The following is a 19,315-nucleotide window of genomic DNA, read 5'->3' as shown; positions in this document are numbered from 1 at the left end:
CATGTCGACTTTTTTAATTGCGGGTCCATTAATTGTCTTTCTGATTTTTGTCGCACCGCTGTGGCTTTTTCTCCACTACCGCAGCAAACGCAAAGCCGATAATGGATTATCTGAGCAAGAGTTTCAGAAATTGCAGTCTTTGTCGCAGCGAGCTGAAAAGATGCAAGCTCGTGTTGACAACTTAGAACGAATTCTAGATGCAGAGGCACCAAACTGGAGGCAAACTTATGACTCATAGAGAGCTGTATAAAGATCCGGTTAACGGCAAGCTCACTGGTGTTTGTGCAGGACTTGCTAATTACTTTGGACTCGAGGTGTGGCTGGTCAGAATCTTGGTGATTTCAGCGGCACTCTTGGGTGGTAGTTTCCTTGTCCTACTCGCCTATGTGGCAATGAGTTTGATGCTGGAAAAGCAGCCAGACAATTTTGTTCAGGCGATGAAGTCCAAGCAGGAACATTCGCTAAAGAGTAAACCTTGGCAGCAAGGACAGAATGCTAAGGATCTCATTAATACGTTGGAACGTGACTTTGACTCAATGGAGCATAAAGTGCGAGACATGGAAGCGTATGTCACATCCGAAGCGTTTAAGGTCAATCGCGAGTTCAGTAAGTTGTAATCAAACAGGCACAGCTTGTTTGGAATGGTAAAGGCGCTAAGGCGCCTTTTTTGTGTACTGTAATTTATAGCTAGTGCTTTGATGCTAATTTCAGATTGGCAGGGCTTTTTCACGTAACAGTGATGTGATCTTTCACCCAGCGCGAGAATGCAGTAAATTTCGCCCGATTTTCCATGCCTTTAGGACAAACTAAATCATAGCCTTTGCCCGATGCCAACTTGGCAAAAGGCGCAACCAAAGTGCCTTCTTCCACTTGATTCTGAGCGAACTCCAATCGCCCGAGCACCACGCCCATTGAGAGCACTGCCGCATCCATCGCAAGACGGTTGTCGCTGTAATAATCACAATGCTGCTGACAGTCCACCGATGCGCCCATGGCTTGCAGCCACCGATGCCAAGCACTGCTGTCGCCGCTATGAATAAAATTGGCCTTAGCGAGAGTCTCTAACCCATCATCCATATTGGTATCTAAGTCCAGATCCAAACCCAGACGCCTAGCATAATCAGGACTGCACAGCGGCGTTCTTACTCCCGCAAATAACCGCTCGCTGAATTGGTTAGGGTAGTGACCCTCACTGTAGAAAATAGCCGCATCGTAGGGTTCAAACTGAAAGTCGGATTGATTCTGTTTGGCTTGCAGTTTAATGGCAAGTTTCGGATAGCGAGCTTTAAAATCGGGTAATCTTGGCATTAACCAAGCGGAAGCGAAATAAGGTGAGGTTGCGATATACAGTTCACCTGACAGTTCACCGGTTTGAATATCAGAGATCTCGGAGAAAATGGTCTCAAACGATAGGTTGAGCATCATCAGTACGCGTTGCCCCTCGGGCGTCAGCTCAAGCTTTCGCGTTTTTCGCACGAACAAGCTGAACCCCAATAAATCTTCGAGCTTCTTGATTCGCTGACTGACACCGCCTTGGGTAACAAACAGTTCATCCGCCGCGAGAGTAAAACTGAGGTGGCGGGCTGCGACACTAAATGTGTGCAGCAATGACAATAACTGCTGACGATTGTGAATAGCCACTATGCATTACTCCAGCTAATTCATAAGAGGGTTTTATTGGTTTGTTTGATTCTAGTCTCACCTATAAATTAAATCACGTAATCTTTTGAAGAGGAATGATGATTATGACTGAGATGAAAAAACTGAAAGTGGTTGTGATTGGTGGTGGTTCTAGTTACACACCGGAATTGGTAGAGGGCTTGTTGGCAAGACATCACGAGCTGCCTGTTTCCCAACTTTGGCTGGTGGATATTGATGCGGGAATGGAAAAAGCCAAAGTGATTGCGGATCTCACTAAGCGTATGATCGCTAAAACAGGCTGTAACATAGAGGTCTTCCTTACTACTGATCGCAAACAAGCTTTGATGGACGCTGACTTTGTTTGCTCTCAGTTTCGAGCAGGGCGTATTGAAGCGCGGTTACGTGACGAAAGAATTGCACTTAAATATCGCGTAATTGGCCAAGAAACCAATGGCCTAGGTGGGTTCTCCAATGCGTGTCGTACCATCCCAATCGCATTAGAGATTGCCAAAGAAATGGAAGCGCTGTGTCCAAATGCATGGCTGCTCAATTTTACTAATCCATCGGGTATGGTAACGGAAGCGCTGACAAAATACTCCACCATCAAAACAGTGGGTCTATGTAACGTACCCGTCAACATGGAGCGAGGCGCAGCGGAAATGTTGGGTGTACCTCGCGATGAAATTACTATGCAAATTGCGGGTTTGAATCACTTGGTGTGGGCGAGAAAAGTGCTGCATAACGGGCAAGAGCGCAGTCGTGAAGTGCTTGAGCAGTTGGTTGCCGGTAATGACCGTATGACACCTAAGAACATCCCACCATTTCGTTGGGACGAAGGATTACTGAAAAGCTTAGACATGGTGCCTTGCGCGTATCTTCGCTACTACTACCAATCAAGAGACTTTTTAGACAAAGAGTTTGCCGCATCGTCAAATAAGAGTAACCGTGCGGATTTGGTTGCAAAAGTAGAAGCCGAACTGCTTGAAATCTATAAAGACCCAACATTGGATACTAAGCCACAACTCCTTGAGGAGCGAGGTGGAGCTTATTACTCAGAAGCGGCTTGTGAGCTTATGAATAGTATCTACAACAACAAGCGCTCAATCATGCACGTTAACACTCGTAACAACGGAGCGATTCAAGGCCTTCCGGATGACTGCGCGGTAGAGGTGAGCTCGCTCATCACTAGCAGTGAAATTATTCCTCTCAATGTTGAGCCTTTTGAAACAGGCACGCTAAGACTCATCCAGTTGATGAAAGAGTTTGAGACTCTGACGGTTGAAGCGGCAATCAGCGGTGATATTAATCTCGCAAAACGAGCGCTAATGCTTAATCCAATAGTGGATAGTGGTGCGCATATTGATGAAGCTTTGCAAGAAACCATTCGTGAGAACCTAGACTTCATGCCAAAATTTGCTCACGCATTGAATCAATAAGGGGTCTTATTATGAAACTCATCCTCAATGCCGATGACTTTGGGCTCACTGAAAGCGTAAATTTGGCGATTGTTGATTGCATTAAAGCGGGTGTCGTGAAATCGACCACGGTGATGATGAATCAACCCGGCACGGCCCATGCCGCTGCGCTGAATGCGCAAGGGCTGATTCCTGATGTTGGATTGCATTTCACTCTAACAAGTGGCAAACCGATTGCAGAGCCGAGTCTGATACCAAGTTTAGTGGATGCGTCAGGCTGCTTTTATGACAGAGCAACTTTGTTCAATAAACCAGATATTTGTCCAAAGGAAGTGGTTATCGAGCTTAAAGCACAGTACCAAGCGGCATTGGATGCAGGTTTCGAGATTAACCATATTGATAGTCACCATTTTGCAGGCGCATTTCGTGCTTTAAAAATTGGCTTTACTGAGGGAATCAATGAGATAGGCCTTCCAGCAAGACGTATTGACAATGTGGTGCTCGGTCAAGAGATGCTACGAAGCGCAACTCCCGATGCGTTCGGTATGGGCTTTTATGCAGAAGGTGCAACCCTTGAACATCTAAAAGCCATGTTGACAGCTTATAAGCACAAAATGCCAACCGGAGTCGTAGAGTTGATGTGCCACCCGGCAACGGAAGTGACGGAAGAGCTTTGTGCGGTATCTGGTTATAGGCAGCAACGTGTTGATGAGTGGGAGATTCTAACCAGCAGAACACTAAAAGAGTGGCTCGAAACGAATCAAATACAATGCATTGGCTTTAACGATATTGCTTCTAACGACTGATAAAACACTAGCTCAAGCGACCATAGATCGCTTGAGCTACGCTATTTTGCCACAAATTCATTAATTATTAATAACTTGGTGGTAAGTGCTGACTCTCTAGACTATGTTTAAAAGTACAACTAAAACAAGGTAGTTAGAGAATGAATAGTAAGTTTACCTTGCTGGTGGTTATCACTGGCCTTCTCAGTGGGTGTGGTAAGGAGCCGCCTCCCGTTCCCGAGCCCGAATCTCGCCCCGCTAAGCTTTTCTCCGTTGCTGTCGGCAACAGCCAATTTGAACGTACTTTTCCTGCCACATCGGAAGCGGGAGATAAAGCAGTGCTAGCGTTTCGTGTTCCAGGACAACTTGAAGAAATTGCCGTTCGCTCAGGCCAGCGAGTCACCAAAGGGGATTTCTTAGCTGGACTCAATCCGGATGAATATCAGCAGCTTGAAAAACAAGCACAAGCTAACTTCCGTTTGGCGGATGTGCAATATCAACGAGCTTTGAAGCTTCGCAAAGAGCAAGTGGTGTCCGAACAGGACTTTGACCAAGCTAAGGCAAACATGAATTCTGCTCGTGCCAACTGGTCGCAAGCGAAAGCAAATCTAAGCTATACGCGATTGCTCGCGCCCTACGATGGCACTATCTCCATTATTCCCGCGGACAATTATGAATACATCCAGGCCAAAGAAGGCGTGATGAACATTCAGTCCAATCAGCTTCTCAAAGTGAACTTCCAACTGCCAGATACGCTCCTTAATCGCTTCCAAGGCGGTGCAGAGGTGGAAGCGACGATGACATTTGATGCTCACCCATCCAGTGGCTATGAGCTGACGTTCCAAGAAATTGATACAGAGGCGGATCCGAAAACTGGCTCGTATAAAGTCACCATGGTCATGGAGCGCCCAAGTGATGTGGGGATTCTGCCCGGTATGGCGGGTCAAGTTCTCGTTGTGGCAAAAAGTAGCGCCGCGACGGTGATACCAACATCAGCATTATTTATGGAAGGCGAAAAGCAGTGTGTATGGCGTGTGAATGAGCAAGGTATTGTTGAAAAAGTAGCGGTAGAGCTTAATGACAAGCGCCAAGTGATCAGTGGACTCAATAATGGCGACCAAATCGTTATTTCCGGGGTGCAAGGCATCGATGCTGGTATCAAGGTTCGCGAATGGATCAAAGAGAGAGGGCTCTAGTATGAAGTTACACACTCTTACAGCTCTTTTGATTGGAGCGACGCTTGTCGGTTGCAGTAAACCGGAAGTCGGTGAACGCAACGAGGCGCCAAAAGTTCGCGTGGCAGAAATCGGTCGTACTGAGCTGAAAAGTCGACTCTATTTCCCTGCGTTAGCGAGTGCGGCAGACCGTTCTCATTTGAGTTTTCGCGTAGCAGGCGAGATAAACTCAATCGATCTTAAAGAAGGAGACTTTGTTAATCGCGGTGATGTATTGGCGGCATTAGAGCCTACTGATTATCAGCTCGCGGTTGATAATGCTCAGGCACGTTATAGCGTCATCAATAGTCAATATCGCCGCTCTAGCCCGTTGGTAAAAAAAGGGCTGTTGGCACAGTCGCAATTTGATGAGATAGCGGCGCAGCGTGCCTATGCGCGGGCGGAGCTGGATCTTGCCAAACTTCGCTTATCGTTCACTGAACTAAAAGCTCCTGTGGATGGCATCATTTCACGTGTCTCTGCGGAGAAGTTTGAAAATGTTCAAATTGGGCAACAAGTGGTGAATATTCACAGTGTTGAAGAGGTGGAAGTGGTCGTGCAAATGCCAGACAGCTTCTCACTCAATCAGCCGAAGCATAAAGATATTTCCGATGTAGAAGCGCTGGTCAGAGTGCCTTCTGGCAATGAATACACCGCATCGCTGAAAGAATTTACCACAGAGCCAGATCCTGCACTTGGCACCTTCACCGCAACCTTGGTGTTACCGATGCCAGAGAATGAATTCATTCTTGATGGGATGGCAGTGGATGTAACATCGAAAGCGAAAGATGTAGGGATCAACTTTGGTGTTGGCGTGAGCGTACCTATCGAAGCGGTCTTCAATCAAGATGGTGACAGCTTAGCGGCGAATGAGAAATTTGTCTGGGTTGTGAATGGTGATAGTACGGTGACAAAACAAAAAGTGACCACAGGCAAAGTGTCTCAATCGACTATTCAGATCCTTAATGGGCTTGAGCAGTCGCAGCAGATTGTCATTGCAGGGATTGCGAGGCTTAGAGAAGGCATGAAGGTTGAAGTATTGCCGCAGGAGGCGAAGTAATGAGCCAAGAACAACAAAAATCATTACCGCAATCCGATGATGAAATCACGGGTGTAGCGGCGTATTTCATTCGCAACCGCGTGATCAGCTGGATGGTTTCGCTGATCTTTTTGATTGGTGGGGTATCTGCGTTCTTTGGATTGGGTCGACTCGAAGATCCGGCATTTACCATCAAAGATGCCATGGTAGTGACTTCCTACCCGGGTGCGACGCCTCAGCAAGTTGAAGAAGAGGTAACGTATCCTATCGAGAAAGCAATTCAGCAACTGACCTATGTCGACGAGATTAATTCTATCTCTAGTCGCGGGTTGTCGCAGATAACCGTCACCATGAAAAACAACTATGGGCCGGACGACCTACCGCAGATCTGGGATGAACTCCGCCGAAAAGTGAATGATGTGAAGGGCTCGTTACCCCCCGGGGTCAATGAACCTTCAGTGATTGATGACTTTGGTGATGTATATGGTGTCTTGTTTGCGTTAACGGGCGAAGGTTATAACTACAAAGAACTTCTCGACTATGTGGACTATCTACGCCGAGAGCTCGAGTTAGTGGATGGCGTAAGCAAAGTCTCGGTCACAGGCGATCAGCAAGAGCAGGTCTTTATCGAGATCTCCATTAAGCGCATTAGTGCCTTGGGTATCGCGCCGAGCACCATTTTCAATCTCCTACAAACTCAGAACATCGTCTCCAATGCCGGGGCTACACGGATTGGTGATAAATATATTCGTATCCAGCCAACGGGCGAGTTTACTGATGTCTCCGAGCTTGGCGATTTGATTTTGACGGAAGGGGGCGCGCAAGGTCTCATCTTCTTAAAAGACGTAGCGGAAATAAAACGCGGCTTTATAGAAGTACCCAGCAATATCATTACTTACAACGGTGACGTTGCGCTAAACGTCGGTATCTCTTTCGCGACCGGCGTTAACGTGGTGGAAGTGGGCGATCGCTTGTATCGCAGGCTTGCTGAGCTTAAGTTTCAGCAGCCTGTTGGTATTGAGATAAACGAAGTGTATAGCCAGCCCAAAGAGGTGGATAAATCGGTTCGTGGCTTTGTGGTGAGTCTGGGGCAGGCGGTTGCTATCGTAATCATTGTACTGCTGTTCTTTATGGGGCTGCGCTCTGGGTTGTTGATTGGTTTGATATTGCTGCTCACGGTATTTGGCACCTTTATTTTCATGCAGTACATGGCCATCGATTTGCAACGTATCTCACTTGGAGCGCTTGTTATTGCGTTAGGGATGCTGGTGGATAATGCCATTGTGGTGGTCGAAGGGATACTCATAGGGACGCAAAAAGGGCGAACGAGACTACAAGCGGCAACAGACATCGTCACTCAAACCAAGTGGCCGCTTCTTGGTGCAACCGTGATTGCGGTAACAGCCTTTGCGCCTATTGGTCTTTCCGAAGACTCAACTGGTGAGTACTGTGGCACCTTGTTCTCGGTGCTATTGATTTCTCTAATGCTCAGTTGGTTCACCGCGATTTCGCTTACGCCATTCTTTGCTGACATTTTCTTTAGAGGTCAAAAGGTGAAAGAGGGCGAAGAAGGGAAAGATCCTTATAACGGCTTTGTCTTCGTCATGTATCGTAAGTTCCTTGAATTTTGTATGCACAGAGCGTGGCTGACTGTTGTGGTATTGGTTGTGGCACTGGTGGCAGCGTTGTACGGCTTTACTCAGGTGAAACAATCCTTCTTCCCAGCCTCAACCACGCCGATGTTCCAAGTGGATGTATGGTTACCTGAAGGGACAGACATTCGTGCAACGAACACTAAGCTCAAAGCGATAGAGGCATGGATTGCTGACCAGCCAGAAACGGACCACATCACGACGACTGCGGGCAAAGGCTTGCAACGTTTCATGCTGACTTATGCGCCTGAGAAAAGCTATGCCGCTTATGGGGAAATCACCACGCGTGTGCACAGCTATGAAGACTTGAATTCTTTAATGGAGCGATTCAGAGAGTATTTGGATGCGACATTCCCTGAAATCAACTACAAGCTTAAGCAAATTGAGCTTGGTCCTGGCGGTGGTGCGAAAATAGAGGCGCGCATTATCGGCTCTGATCCAACCGTGCTACGTGGCATTGCATCGCAAGTGATGGATATCATGTACGCCGATCCTGGCGCTTATAATATTCGACATGACTGGCGTGAACGAACTCAAGTGTTAGAGCCTATTTTCAATGAAAGCCAGGCGAGACGTTACGGCATCACAAAATCCGATATTGATGATGTGTTGATGATGTCGTTCTCAGGTAAAAACGTTGGTTTGTATCGCGATGGCACAACCTTGATGCCGATTGTGGCACGTTTGCCAGATGAAGAGCGTGTGGATATCCGCAACATTGAAGGCATGATGATCTGGAGTCCAGCACTTAGCGAGTTTATACCGTTCCAGCAAGTGACTCAGGGTTACGATACTCGATGGGAAGATCCAATCATCGTGCGTAAAAACCGTAAGCGTATGCTGACCATTATGGCGGATCCTGACCTGCTTGGAGAAGAGACGGCAGCAACGTTACAAAAACGTCTGCAACCTCAGATTGAAGCGATAGAATTACCGCCAGGTTACTCGTTAGAGTGGGGTGGTGAGTATGAGTCTTCAGGTGATGCGCAGGAGTCGTTATTCCAGACCATGCCGCTTGGCTACCTATTCATGTTCTTAATCACCATTTTCTTGTTCAACGCCGTGAAAGAGGCATTGATTGTCTGGTTTACTGTGCCACTCGCAGTAATTGGGGTCACGACTGGGTTGTTGGCACTCAATACGCCGTTTGGCTTTATGGCATTGCTTGGATTTTTGAGCTTGTCAGGGATGCTATTGAAAAATGGTATCGTACTGCTGGATCAAATTGAGATTGAGATGAAGTCGGGCAAAGAGCCGTATTTGGCTGTGGTCGATGCTGCATTAAGTCGTGTGCGTCCGGTTTGTATGGCGGCGATCACAACCATACTGGGTATGATTCCTCTGCTACCGGATATTTTCTTTAAACCAATGGCGGTAACGATCATGTTTGGGTTGGGTTTTGCGACGGTACTTACTCTGATTGTGGTTCCGGTGTTGTATCGGATATTCCATAGGGTCAAACCGATCTAACTTGAGCTGTTGTCTTATTATGACTTGGTACTATTTGAGTAGTACCAAGTCTTTTTTATCTAACTTGAGTTAAAAGTATGATCAAATAGGTTGTTTAACCCTCTGAATTTTATAATTGTTTCCCATTAGGATTGATGTTCTATACTCCCTACAATATGAGCGTTAGGTCATATTTTTGCGAGCTAGATTGGCTCATACATCCCTTTATTGAACAGTAACTTAGTCCTTCTCGCAATTAACGATAAAAGTGTGATTTCGGTTCAGAATTCCCCTAGCTTCCAAGATGAAATTCTGTTTAGATAGTTTTGGGTGATTTATCAAGAATTTGAATAGGTTCATGCAAATACTAATATGCGATGACTCCAAGGTTGCGCGAAAAAGTTTAGCAAGCTGTATTGATGCGAGTTTCGCAGGCGAAATTGTGTTTGCCGCAAATGGGCATGAAGCCATTGAAATTATCGACAATCAGTCGATAGATGTCGTATTTCTCGACATTACTATGCCGGGTATGGATGGTTTTGAGGTTCTCGAAATATTGCGTCAGCGCGAGTGTCGTTCAAAAGTCGTCATGGTGTCTGGTGATATTCAAGAAATGGCGCAAGAGCGTTGTTTTGAGCTTGGGGCGTATGCCTTTATACAAAAGCCGTTAACGCCAGAAGTAGCGACACCGCTGTTTGATGATTTACATTTACCTTTCAACCGCCCAGCCTCTGTTGGCGCTCAGTTTTCTAAAGCTCAGATGTTTGAGCGATTTCAGGAGACGTCCAATATTGCTCTTGGTGCCGGAGCGGCAACAATATCCACGTTGCTCAAAGAGTTTATTATCCTCCCCGTACCGACGGTTGGTGAGCTGTCGTTTAGTGAATTAACAATGATGATCCAAGATACGCTGACACGAGACAACAGCTGTGCAGCCGCGCAAAGGTTTGTTGGCGGTGGCCTTCATGGTGAGGCCTTAGTGTGTATTGAAGGGGACTCGATTAGTCAGATTGGGGAGCGTCTTGGTTTCTCGGATGGCGATGTTTCAAATGATGAAGTCGTCGTCAATTTAGTGAACGTGCTCGTGTCGTCTTTTTTGGTTTCTCTATCTGAGCAGCTGTGCCTGGAGTTTTCGCTTCGTGAGCCACTGAGAATCACCGATTTTAGTCCAGATAATTCGATGTTAAGTGATAACGAGCACGTGTTCACGGTTGAGTACACCTATGATGCTGAAGCGTTAGATCTGTTTTGTTCGGTACTGTTTATGTTTGATGAAGAGTCCGTGGATATCATTCGTCGTCAAATGGAGCTTCTACAATGACAACCATGACCTTAGATCTCTCCGATTTTCATTGGACAATGCAACTACTGGATACTTTGGATGCAGGGCTTGTGGTGATTGATCGTGATTATCGTGTCTGTGCGTGGAATAGCTTTATGCAGAACTACAGCGGTATTCATGCTGAAGCTATTATGGGGAAGAGTCTATTCCACAGTTGTCCAGATTTACCGGAAAGTTGGCTACGTGCAAAGTTAGAGTCCGCAAGTAAACTGAAGACTCGAGGGTTTTCAAACTGGGAAGATAGACCGGTTGTATTCGAGTTCAAAAACTTTTCACCCGTCTCCCAAGGTTTACTGAAAATGTACCAGAACATGGTGATTACTCCGTTGAAATCACCGACCGGCGATGTGACGCACTTTGCGATTATGCTTCAAGACGTAAGCGACGTAGCCAAGAGTAAAATGCACCTAAAGCGCTCAAACGAAAAACTCACCGAGATTGGCCGTACCGATGGCCTAACAGGACTGTTTAATCGCGCTTTTTGGGAAGCCAACTTTGTAGATGAGTTCCACTTGGTGCAGACCACAGGACAAGTCTCTTCACTGGTGATGTTCGATATCGACCGCTTTAAGAAAGTAAACGACACCTATGGCCATGCGTTAGGCGATAAGGTGATCAAAGAAACCGCCAAACAATTGATGAAAGCTGCTCGCGGTACCGACGTGTGTGGTCGTTACGGCGGTGAAGAATTTGCAGTATTGCTGTCAGGTACCACAGCCGACCAGGCGATGTACTTTGCTGAGCGCCTTAGGAAAAATATTGAGCAGACACCCGTGGTGCTCTCTGGCAATGAGCTTAATTATACCATTAGTCTGGGTATTACTGAGTGTCGTACCGATGATGCCAATCACCTTCAATGGCTAATGCGAGCCGACAAAGCTCTTTATCAATCTAAAGAGCTTGGCAGAAATAAAACGTCAGTGATTTAAACTAATCATTAGAGTCTAGTTATTAGTGCGTTACTGCCTGAGCGCGAGGAATCCGCTAAGAATGACTGCTCGTTGCGACAACAGCTTGCTGCTTGCGCCTAAGTCCAATAATGATCAGTGCCAATACTGTAATGACGACACCACTGATCAATAAGAAATTCATCACGCCTAATATGTTTTTCGCATCAATCAGTACTCCTACACAGTAAGTGCCTGCCGAAAATCCCAGTGATACTGCAGCGGCCATATAACCTTGTGACGTTGCAGGAGAATAAGGGCTAATTTGATCCGCGAGCGCTGCGATGGAAATGTCATTCCAAGCGCCATTTATGATTGAGAGTAAGATAAGAGAAAGAGGCAGTATCGTTACGACGTGATTGCCATACATTCCCCACATGACAGCTGCAACAAACAGGTTGATAAGAATGGTGACCAGCCAAAGCGCTTGAGAGCCATGCTTTTCCATCCACTTACCCGCTGGCGCCAGAGAAACCAGCGTGACCATGGCTGCTATTGCCATTCCAAATGCACTACTTGCAACGCTGACTCCAAACGCTTGTTCAATGATGACGGGGCCAAGTTCAACCATATTGGAGCCGATAAACATCGACAGTGCAACGCACAAAACGAAGCCAAACCAAATTGCAGCAGATGGCTTACGGGTTTGCGATACTGCTTCTTCGTCATGAGCTAGTTCAAAATTGATGTCAGCAGGTGGAGCAATCGCGATGAGTATGAGCAAAGCAAAATCAAACACAATGAGCGACACAATTTGCACCGTTTGCGACAAACCAAAATAGTTGAGTGTTCCGACGGATACCCCAGCAATAGCGACACCCAACATTTGGATCTGGAATAGGCGTTTGAGCGCTCGAGTTTGCATCGCCGGTCGAGTATTCAGTTTGAGCGCAAATGTCGGGTTTAGAATAAGAATGAGGTTGCTGCCTAATCCCACCAAAATAGCAATCAGCCAATAATACCATACAGTCTGACTTGCCCAGAGCAGTAGCAATAGCGCTATACAGTGGCAGGTAAGGGCGAAGAAGTGCAGTTGCCTGTGCCATGAAAAGCGATCAGCCATAGCACCCAGTAGGGGGGCAATTAGTCCAACGAGCCCAAGAATGAGCATCACTTGACCCACTAAAATCGCACTGCCGGTACGAGACAAAATAACTGGGGCGATGATGATCGCGACACCAATCCACTGGACAATACCCATAGAGGCTTGAGAGAACTGCCAAAGGCTGTTTTTTTGCATAATAATCATGGCTGAAGAATTGAACCACGATTATATAAAAAGGCGAGCACGGGGACGTGCTCGCTCACTGTCAATAAAATTGAAGCCTAATTAAAGGAGCTGTTATTAGCTCAGCACAAGGCGTGGGTTGGAAACAATTTGCCGCCAACGCTTCTTATGCTCTTTTAGGTTTAAATCGAGCTGCTCGAGTCGGACACGCAGAAGTGCTTCCTCATATTTTTCTTTTACGCTGGATTTCGCTGAGTCGATAACCTGGCTTCGCAATTGATCGTATTCCGTCAACTTACTTAGCAGTAACTGAAACTCTTGCTCTAAGGCTGCTTGGAGCTGGTCGGCATTGGGCAAAGTAAATATTTTGTCTTTAGCGTTTGCCATGGTCTGAATTAACCTCGCTTTCTCTATTCGGTATGCTGACACGGTTTTTAGGTTTGAGGTTAGACCTAAGCTCGCGCAAGAACGAATCAACCATTTGGTAGGATCGAATTGCCACCAGCGAATGCCATTGCGGTAGTCGTGCTCGAAAATGTGATGGAAATTGTGGTAACCCTCCCCAAAAGTGAAAAAGGCCAAAATACCATTGTCTCTAGCCGTGTTTTTACTGGTGTATGGTTGAGAGCCCCAGATATGCGCCAGAGAGTTAATAAAAAAGGTGGTGTGGTGACTGAGTACTAAACGTAAAGCGCCAACAATCAACAAAAAGCCCAAAACGTCACCGTACCAAAGCCCTAGGGCTAGAGGGATACCAAAGTTCGTCGCCAGAGCCAGTAATACATAATGCTTGTGTTGCCACATTACAATCGAGTCTTTTTGTAGGTCGCGACAGTTTCTGTAGTCTTCGTAGCGCTCAGCTTGATATTCTCGAAGCATCCAACCTATGTGTGAGTACCAGAAACCGCGCTTGGCAGAATAGGGATCTTTGTCGTTGTTATCGACATGCTTGTGATGAACCCGATGGTCGGAAGACCAATGTAACGCACTGTTTTGTAGCGCAAATGCTCCGCCAATCGCGAAGAGGAGTCTTAGTGAGCGATGAGCTTGATAGGTCTTATGAGACCAAAGGCGATGATAGCCTGCGGTAATTGACATGCCGCAAAATATAAAAGCAATCACGAGCCAAACCCAGTGAGCTGCGCTGTAGCCTTCAACCATGCCGTACCAAATCACACCCACTGTCGCCAAAATAAACGTACCTAGAAATATCGTCACATTTAACCAAATAACCGGGGGCTTTTTCACCGTATCCATCAACTCTCTCCATTTAAGCTTACAACTGTTCGCTAGAATATCAGCGTACACGTGTAAGTCAAAGAGTAAGATGTTAATTTGTTTGTCGATATTTGCATCAATTGAGAAAAACCATGCAACTTTTCAGTGCATTCTTGGATAGTGATTTTCTGTAACTTACTGACTTTATTGGGTTCACATGCATGGCACGCATATTGCTCACCATACTGTCGTAGGTTTGTATACAATTAAAAATACAGAAAGGAAGTCATATGGAACACGACAAAGGCGATCTCATTTATGGATTGGACGATAAACCGTCAGTCAAAGCCGCAAGCTATGCGGCGCTGCAGCATGTGCTGGCAAGCTTTGTAGGGATTATCACACCGACACTTATTATCGGCGGTGTACTTGGTTTGGGCGAGCACGTTCCTTACTTAATTAGTATGGCGTTGATGGTTTCGGGCGTAGGTACATTTATTCAAGCTAGGCGTATAGGTCCTGTGGGCGCAGGCATGATTTGTGTCCAAGGTACGAGCTTTGCGTTTTTAGGCTCAGTGTTAGGTGCGGGGTTCTTGGTCAAAGCCAATGGTGGTGGCCCTGATGAAATGTTGGCGACGATTTTCGGAGTCTGCTTTTTTGGCGCCTTTGTTGAGATAGTGTTGTCACGATTTATCGACAAACTAAAAATAGTGATTACTCCTGTTGTAACCGGGATTGTGATTACTACGATTGGTATCTACTTGATTAAAGTGGGTGTGACCGACATAGCCGGTGGTGTCGGTGCAGAGGATTTTGGTTCTGCAACCAATCTTCTACTAGGCAGCTTAGTACTAGGCACGATCGTAGCGCTCAATATGAGCCGCAATATTATGGTAAGGCTATCCTCAATTTTAGTTGGACTTCTCGTCGGTTGGTTAGTGGCTTTGATGATTGGAAAAGCATCGATGGTCGATTTTGCCTCTCAGCCACTTTTGAGTATTCCGGTTCCGTTTAAATACGGTTTTGCTTTCGATTGGCATGCTTTTGTACCAATTGCGTTTATCTATTTGATCACAGCTATCGAGTCTACCGGGGATTTGACAGCTAACTGTATGTTCTCAAAGCAGCCTATTAGTGGAAGTGGTTATCTGCAGCGGATTAAAGGTGGCGTTTTGGCGGACGGTATCAACTCTTTGATTGCTGCGACATTTAATACCTTCCCGAACACAACATTCAGTCAAAATAATGGCGTGATCCACTTAACCGGGATTGCTAGTCGATACATTGGCTATTTCATTGCTGGGATTTTATTTGTGCTTGGTATGTTCCCTATACTGGGTGCGGTATTGATGACTATTCCTAAACCTGTCCTTGGTGGAGCGACCCTGGTTATGTTTGGCACCGTTGCGGCGGCGGGCATTAAAATCATCGCTAATGAAGAACTCGATAGACGTAAAATTATGACGATTGCTATCTCATTTGGTTTAGGGCTAGGCGTCATGCTAGTTCCAGACTTATTGAAGGAGGCACCTAAATTGGTGCAGACCGTCTTGGGGTCGCCTGTCACTATGTCCGGTATTGCGGCGCTGACAATGGCTGGCTTGCTATCGCTATTTCCCGAATCGGAAAAGTTGCCGAAGCGAGTTGAAGCTTCTGAGGCATAATCTAAAAAGAGACATCCAGCGGGATGTCTCTTTCGTTTCCACTTAGCGAGCGTTGATGAGGATTTTGGCTAACTCGGCAAACCCATAACCCCCGTTACCCGCCGTAACGAAGCTTGGTGGCGTGCTGAGTTTTCCTAGCAAAGGCGTAATGTTGTTTACTCCAAATGTCACCGGCAGCCACTCAAACATGGCTTCATCGTTGAGTGAGTCACCAATATAAGCCACATTAGACAAACTCAAAGTGTCAAAATCTGGCTGTTGCTTTAGATAGCGCTCACTTGATACACGCTTATTGTGCTCTCCAACCCAAACATTGATGTGAATAGAGCTTTGCGTGGCTTTCACCTTCTGTCCATTCAATGTCAGTTGGCAAATGTCACTGAGTAGTTTTGCTGCAACATCGGCTTCAACAGGTTTGCGATCTTGTCTAAGATTAATGGCGACATCGCAAAAGCGAAAGTCCTGATCACTGGCAAAGCCAATCCCTGGATAGTCACGTAGCAGCTGTGTCAGCTGTTTAATGAGAGCTTGCTGCTGAGCTCGCATCGTGAGCATTGGGCTGAGTGACTGAGTCTGGAACCCAGACTGTTTTTTTTGCATCCAAAAAGCGCCATTTTCGCCAATGACACCGTGAAGCGGCCACAGTTTCGCAATTTGGTCACACCAACCAGCACACGCACCTGTTACGGCGACAACGTTAATGCCTGCTTTTTGCAGTTTCGATAAAGCATCGAGTGATTCTGGCGGGAGTTGCCCCTGCCAAGTCAAAGTATCATCGACATCTGTTAGTAGCCATTGGATCTCTTTTGCCTGAGCGTGAGACAGCGCTGCTAAAGACTTAGGCATTCATAACCTCTTGTTGTTGCGTTTTGCTATCAAAGTGAATGCGTTTTGATGTTTCACTATCAAAAAGATGGATGTGTTCTACATCGATATCAAGGCCAAGTTTGTCGCCAATAGCGATTTTTGAGTGCCCCTCAACACGTACGACAAGTTTTTGAGAGTGCGGGCCAAGTGTTTTGCAATAGAGAAGCAAGTCGGCACCAAGAGCTTCGATGAGCTCAACTTCAACATGGAACCAAGGATTGTCTTCATTCAGGATTAGATGCTCAGGCCTTAGGCCTAATTTAATATCGCCAAGCCCAAGCGAAGAAGTGTTGATATTCAGCCGCGCGTCATCGAGTTCAATACCTTCAATGGATACATTGGCATCGAAGATGTTCATTGATGGTGAGCCAATGAAGGTCGCCACAAACAGTGAGGCTGGATTGTCGTAGATTTCAAGTGGCGTACCCACCTGTTCGACATTACCTTTGTTCAAAACGACCAGTTTATCAGCAAGCGTCATAGCCTCTACCTGATCATGTGTTACATAAACCGAGGTGGTGCCTAGTCGGCGCTGAAGGCGCTTTATTTCTAAACGCATCTGCACCCGAAGCTTTGCATCCAGGTTTGAAAGCGGCTCATCGAACAAGAAGACTTTTGGTTCGCGAACAATTGCACGCCCCATAGCAACACGCTGCCTTTGACCACCAGAAAGCTGCTTAGGCTTACGATCCAGCAAGCCGTTGAGTTCTAGCATGTCAGCCGCTTCACTGACCAAGCGTTTGATCTCTGCTTTTGGTGTTTTCCGGTTTTTTAGTCCATAGGCCATATTGTCGTATACCGTCATGTGGGGATACAACGCGTAATTTTGAAACACCATCGCGATGTCACGTTCGCCAGGCTCTAGGTCGTTGACGACCTTCTCATCGATCTGCAGCGTACCTGCGCTGATTTCCTCTAGACCGGCAAGCATGCGCAGCAGTGTAGACTTGCCACAGCCACTGGGACCAACCAAAACGACCATTTCGCCGTCTTCAATGTTCAAATTGATGTTTGGGATCGCTTGGTAGCCGTTTGGGTAACATTTAGCGATGTTTGAAAGAGTGAGTGTAGACATTTATTTCTCCGAATCTACCAAGCCTTTGACGAATGCTTTTTGCATTGCAATCACAACGATGACGGGTGGCAACATAGCGATAATGGTGGTTGCCATAATTTTGTTCCATTCGATGACGCCATCAACCACACCAAGCATCTGTTTGATACCCATAACAATGGTGTAGTACTGAGCATCAGTGGTGATGAGTAGTGGCCATAAATACTGATTCCAGCCATAGATGAAAGTAATCACGAACAGAGCTGCGATATTGGTGCGAGAAAGGGGCAGCAAAATATCGAAAAAGAATTTAATCGGCCCGGCACCATCGATTCTCGCCGCTTCAACTAACTCATTGGGAATGGTCATGAAGAACTGGCGAAATAAGAACGTAGCCGTTGCGCTAGCAATCAATGGAATCGTAAGTCCATAGAATGAATTGAGCATGTTGAGGTTAGTGATCACCTCAAAGGTTGGCATGATCCGCACTTCCACTGGCAGCATGAGGGTGAAAAAGATCATCCAAAACGCCACCATTCGACCGCGAAAGCGAAAGAACACGACTGCATACGCTGACATGATCGAAATAACCAGCTTACCGAAGGTAATGCATAGCGCCATGATCAGCGAGTTGGTAAGCATGTGGGTGATCGGCAGAGCGCTGTTGTTAAACGAACTTTGGTTAGTCAGTAGCTCACCAAACACGCTAAATCCAAGGTCGCCAAACCAAAGAGGTGTACCCGTAGCAAACGCGGTGTTTTCATGTGTCGTTGCCACCAGTGCTATCCATACAGGGAGTGCAATAGAGATGATGCCTAGTGCTAAAATGACGTGGCAAAAAATCGTAAATAGGGGTCTTCTTTCTACCATTAGTACGCCACCTTTTTTTCGACATATTTAAATTGGATCACCGTGAGTAAGGCGACAAGAACCATTAGGATGACCGACTGAGCGGCCGATGAGCCAAGATCTAGCCCGATAAATCCATCGTTGTAGACTTTGTAAACTAAGGTAGACGTGCTGTTACTTGGTCCGCCCTGGGTCATGGCATGAATGATGGCGAACGTATCAAAAAAGGCGTACACAAAATTGACGACCAACAAGAAAAAACTGGTTGGTGAAATCAGTGGGAAACTGATGGTCAGAAATCGCTTCACCGGACCACTACCATCGATAGCTGCCGCTTCATGCAATGACTTTGGCACCGATTGTAACGCGGCTAAAAAGAACAGAAAGTTGTAACTGATCTGCTTCCAGGTAGATGTAATGACGACCATCCACATCGCGTGAGTGCCATTGAGGGTAGGGTTCCATTGAACGCCAAGCCATTTGAGCACGTCGGTAATAACGCCAATCGTTGGATCAAACAGAAACAGCCAAAGTGAACCGGCAACAACGGGTGCGACGGCGTATGGCCAAATCAAAAAGGTGCGGTACATAGTCGCACCGCGCACGATATGCTCGGCAAATGCAGAGAGAATCAGTGCGCTCACCAAAGCCAAAACAGCGACGCAAATGCTGAACTGTATGGTGGTGAAAAAGGAATCAAGGTAGTAACTGTCGCCTAGCAGTTTGCTAAAATTCTCTAGTCCAACAAACTCTCGACTTATACCGAAGGCGTCTTCTAACTGAGAAGATTGAAATACCGCTTGGCCAGCTGGCCAGATAAAAAACACTAGGGTGATCACCAGCTGAGGCGCAATCAGCGCGTAGGGCAACCATTTATTTTTAAAAATTACTTGTGAAGACATAAACAATACCGACATGCCGCCACTTAAATGAAGTGGCGGCGTAAAAAAG

17 protein-coding genes are annotated in these 19,315 nt (G+C 46.4%); 10 read left to right on the top strand and 7 right to left on the bottom strand.

Annotation, left to right across the window (positions count from 1 at the left end; all coding sequences use genetic code 11):
- Position 1 precedes the first annotated feature (1 nt).
- Complete coding sequence (gene pspB / locus PG915_RS10490) at positions 2-238, top strand: envelope stress response membrane protein PspB (RefSeq protein ID WP_042499466.1); 237 nt, start codon at positions 2-4, stop codon at positions 236-238.
- Positions 198-617, top strand: a complete 420-nt coding sequence (gene pspC / locus PG915_RS10485; protein ID WP_353496481.1) for an envelope stress response membrane protein PspC — start codon at positions 198-200, stop codon at positions 615-617. The genes pspB and pspC overlap by 41 nt, the downstream gene beginning before the upstream one ends.
- A 109-nt stretch (positions 618-726) precedes the next feature.
- Here pspC and PG915_RS10480 read toward each other — a convergent pair whose 3' ends face one another.
- The gene (locus PG915_RS10480; protein WP_353498708.1) at positions 727-1,644 is read right to left on the bottom strand and encodes a LysR substrate-binding domain-containing protein; all 918 of its coding nucleotides are present in this window, start codon (positions 1,642-1,644) and stop codon (positions 727-729) included.
- Positions 1,645-1,745: 101 nt separating this feature from the next.
- Here PG915_RS10480 and PG915_RS10475 point away from each other — a divergent pair, with 101 nt between their 5' ends.
- The 7 genes from PG915_RS10475 (at position 1,746) to PG915_RS10445 (ending at position 11,466) form a co-directional block, all read left to right on the top strand.
- Positions 1,746-3,077 (top strand): 6-phospho-beta-glucosidase, encoded by a 1,332-nt coding sequence (locus PG915_RS10475; protein WP_353496480.1) that lies wholly within the window; start codon positions 1,746-1,748, stop codon positions 3,075-3,077.
- A gap of 11 nt (positions 3,078-3,088) precedes the next feature.
- On the top strand, positions 3,089-3,862 hold the full coding sequence (locus tag PG915_RS10470; RefSeq protein WP_353496479.1) for a carbohydrate deacetylase: 774 nt from the start codon (positions 3,089-3,091) through the stop codon (positions 3,860-3,862).
- 140 nt (positions 3,863-4,002) lie between these two features.
- Positions 4,003-5,037, top strand: coding sequence for an efflux RND transporter periplasmic adaptor subunit (locus PG915_RS10465; RefSeq protein ID WP_353496478.1), 1,035 nt, complete (start codon positions 4,003-4,005; stop codon positions 5,035-5,037).
- A 1-nt stretch (position 5,038) separates the two neighbouring features.
- Positions 5,039-6,115: an efflux RND transporter periplasmic adaptor subunit gene (locus PG915_RS10460; RefSeq protein WP_353496477.1), complete on the top strand. Its 1,077-nt coding sequence runs from the start codon at positions 5,039-5,041 to the stop codon at positions 6,113-6,115.
- Complete coding sequence (locus tag PG915_RS10455) at positions 6,115-9,216, top strand: efflux RND transporter permease subunit (RefSeq protein WP_353496476.1); 3,102 nt, start codon at positions 6,115-6,117, stop codon at positions 9,214-9,216. Before PG915_RS10460 ends, PG915_RS10455 begins: the two co-directional genes overlap by 1 nt.
- Positions 9,217-9,553: 337 nt before the next feature.
- The gene (locus PG915_RS10450) at positions 9,554-10,516 is read left to right on the top strand and encodes a response regulator (protein WP_353496475.1); all 963 of its coding nucleotides are present in this window, start codon (positions 9,554-9,556) and stop codon (positions 10,514-10,516) included.
- Positions 10,513-11,466 carry a sensor domain-containing diguanylate cyclase gene (locus PG915_RS10445; RefSeq protein WP_353496474.1) on the top strand — a complete coding sequence of 318 codons (954 nt, stop codon included), beginning with the start codon at positions 10,513-10,515 and terminating at the stop codon, positions 11,464-11,466. Before PG915_RS10450 ends, PG915_RS10445 begins: the two co-directional genes overlap by 4 nt.
- 55 nt (positions 11,467-11,521) lie before the next feature.
- On the opposite strand, the gene PG915_RS10440 is transcribed toward PG915_RS10445, so the two are convergent.
- Together PG915_RS10440 and PG915_RS10435 are read right to left on the bottom strand one after the other, a co-directional pair.
- Complete coding sequence (locus PG915_RS10440; protein WP_353496473.1) at positions 11,522-12,724, bottom strand: hypothetical protein; 1,203 nt, start codon at positions 12,722-12,724, stop codon at positions 11,522-11,524.
- Between the two features lie 105 nt (positions 12,725-12,829).
- Positions 12,830-13,969 (bottom strand): acyl-CoA desaturase, encoded by a 1,140-nt coding sequence (locus PG915_RS10435; protein WP_353496472.1) that lies wholly within the window; start codon positions 13,967-13,969, stop codon positions 12,830-12,832.
- A gap of 251 nt (positions 13,970-14,220) precedes the next feature.
- On the opposite strand from PG915_RS10435, the gene PG915_RS10430 reads away from it, so the two are divergent.
- Entirely contained in the window at positions 14,221-15,594 is a 1,374-nt protein-coding gene (locus PG915_RS10430; protein ID WP_353496471.1) for a nucleobase:cation symporter-2 family protein, read from the top strand.
- Positions 15,595-15,636: 42 nt separating this feature from the next.
- On the opposite strand, the gene PG915_RS10425 is transcribed toward PG915_RS10430, so the two are convergent.
- From PG915_RS10425 to ugpA, 4 genes are read right to left on the bottom strand one after another with little or no spacing between them, the layout of a single operon-like run.
- Entirely contained in the window at positions 15,637-16,440 is an 804-nt protein-coding gene (locus tag PG915_RS10425; protein WP_353496470.1) for an HAD-IIB family hydrolase, read from the bottom strand.
- Positions 16,433-17,536 carry a sn-glycerol-3-phosphate import ATP-binding protein UgpC gene (locus PG915_RS10420; protein WP_353496469.1) on the bottom strand — a complete coding sequence of 368 codons (1,104 nt, stop codon included), beginning with the start codon at positions 17,534-17,536 and terminating at the stop codon, positions 16,433-16,435. The genes PG915_RS10425 and PG915_RS10420 overlap by 8 nt, the downstream gene beginning before the upstream one ends.
- Positions 17,537-18,385, bottom strand: a complete 849-nt coding sequence (ugpE, locus tag PG915_RS10415) for a sn-glycerol-3-phosphate ABC transporter permease UgpE (protein WP_353496468.1) — start codon at positions 18,383-18,385, stop codon at positions 17,537-17,539.
- Complete coding sequence (ugpA, locus tag PG915_RS10410) at positions 18,385-19,266, bottom strand: sn-glycerol-3-phosphate ABC transporter permease UgpA (RefSeq protein ID WP_353496467.1); 882 nt, start codon at positions 19,264-19,266, stop codon at positions 18,385-18,387. Before ugpA ends, ugpE begins: the two co-directional genes overlap by 1 nt.
- Between the last annotated feature and the right edge of the window lie 49 nt (positions 19,267-19,315).

Origin of the sequence: Vibrio sp. CB1-14 (assembly GCF_040412085.2) — a bacterium.
Taxonomy (GTDB): domain Bacteria; phylum Pseudomonadota; class Gammaproteobacteria; order Enterobacterales; family Vibrionaceae; genus Vibrio; species Vibrio chaetopteri.
This window is presented reverse-complemented; position numbering and strand designations above follow the sequence as displayed.

Excerpts from the sequence above, each read along its gene's own strand:
- PG915_RS10420 (WP_353496469.1), bottom strand. The coding sequence starts at position 17,536 with ATGTCTACACTCACTCTTTCAAACATCGCTAAATGTTACCCAAACGGC.
- ugpE (WP_353496468.1), bottom strand. The coding sequence starts at position 18,385 with ATGGTAGAAAGAAGACCCCTATTTACGATTTTTTGCCACGTCATTTTA.
- ugpA (WP_353496467.1), bottom strand. The coding sequence starts at position 19,266 with ATGTCTTCACAAGTAATTTTTAAAAATAAATGGTTGCCCTACGCGCTG.
- PG915_RS10465 (WP_353496478.1), top strand. The coding sequence starts at position 4,003 with ATGAATAGTAAGTTTACCTTGCTGGTGGTTATCACTGGCCTTCTCAGT.
- PG915_RS10470 (WP_353496479.1), top strand. The coding sequence starts at position 3,089 with ATGAAACTCATCCTCAATGCCGATGACTTTGGGCTCACTGAAAGCGTA.
- pspC (WP_353496481.1), top strand. The coding sequence starts at position 198 with ATGCAGAGGCACCAAACTGGAGGCAAACTTATGACTCATAGAGAGCTG.
- PG915_RS10430 (WP_353496471.1), top strand. The coding sequence starts at position 14,221 with ATGGAACACGACAAAGGCGATCTCATTTATGGATTGGACGATAAACCG.
- PG915_RS10445 (WP_353496474.1), top strand. The coding sequence starts at position 10,513 with ATGACAACCATGACCTTAGATCTCTCCGATTTTCATTGGACAATGCAA.
- PG915_RS10440 (WP_353496473.1), bottom strand. The coding sequence starts at position 12,724 with ATGCAAAAAAACAGCCTTTGGCAGTTCTCTCAAGCCTCTATGGGTATT.
- PG915_RS10435 (WP_353496472.1), bottom strand. The coding sequence starts at position 13,969 with ATGGATACGGTGAAAAAGCCCCCGGTTATTTGGTTAAATGTGACGATA.
- PG915_RS10455 (WP_353496476.1), top strand. The coding sequence starts at position 6,115 with ATGAGCCAAGAACAACAAAAATCATTACCGCAATCCGATGATGAAATC.
- pspB (WP_042499466.1), top strand. The coding sequence starts at position 2 with ATGTCGACTTTTTTAATTGCGGGTCCATTAATTGTCTTTCTGATTTTT.
- PG915_RS10460 (WP_353496477.1), top strand. The coding sequence starts at position 5,039 with ATGAAGTTACACACTCTTACAGCTCTTTTGATTGGAGCGACGCTTGTC.
- PG915_RS10425 (WP_353496470.1), bottom strand. The coding sequence starts at position 16,440 with ATGCCTAAGTCTTTAGCAGCGCTGTCTCACGCTCAGGCAAAAGAGATC.
- PG915_RS10475 (WP_353496480.1), top strand. The coding sequence starts at position 1,746 with ATGACTGAGATGAAAAAACTGAAAGTGGTTGTGATTGGTGGTGGTTCT.
- PG915_RS10450 (WP_353496475.1), top strand. The coding sequence starts at position 9,554 with ATGCAAATACTAATATGCGATGACTCCAAGGTTGCGCGAAAAAGTTTA.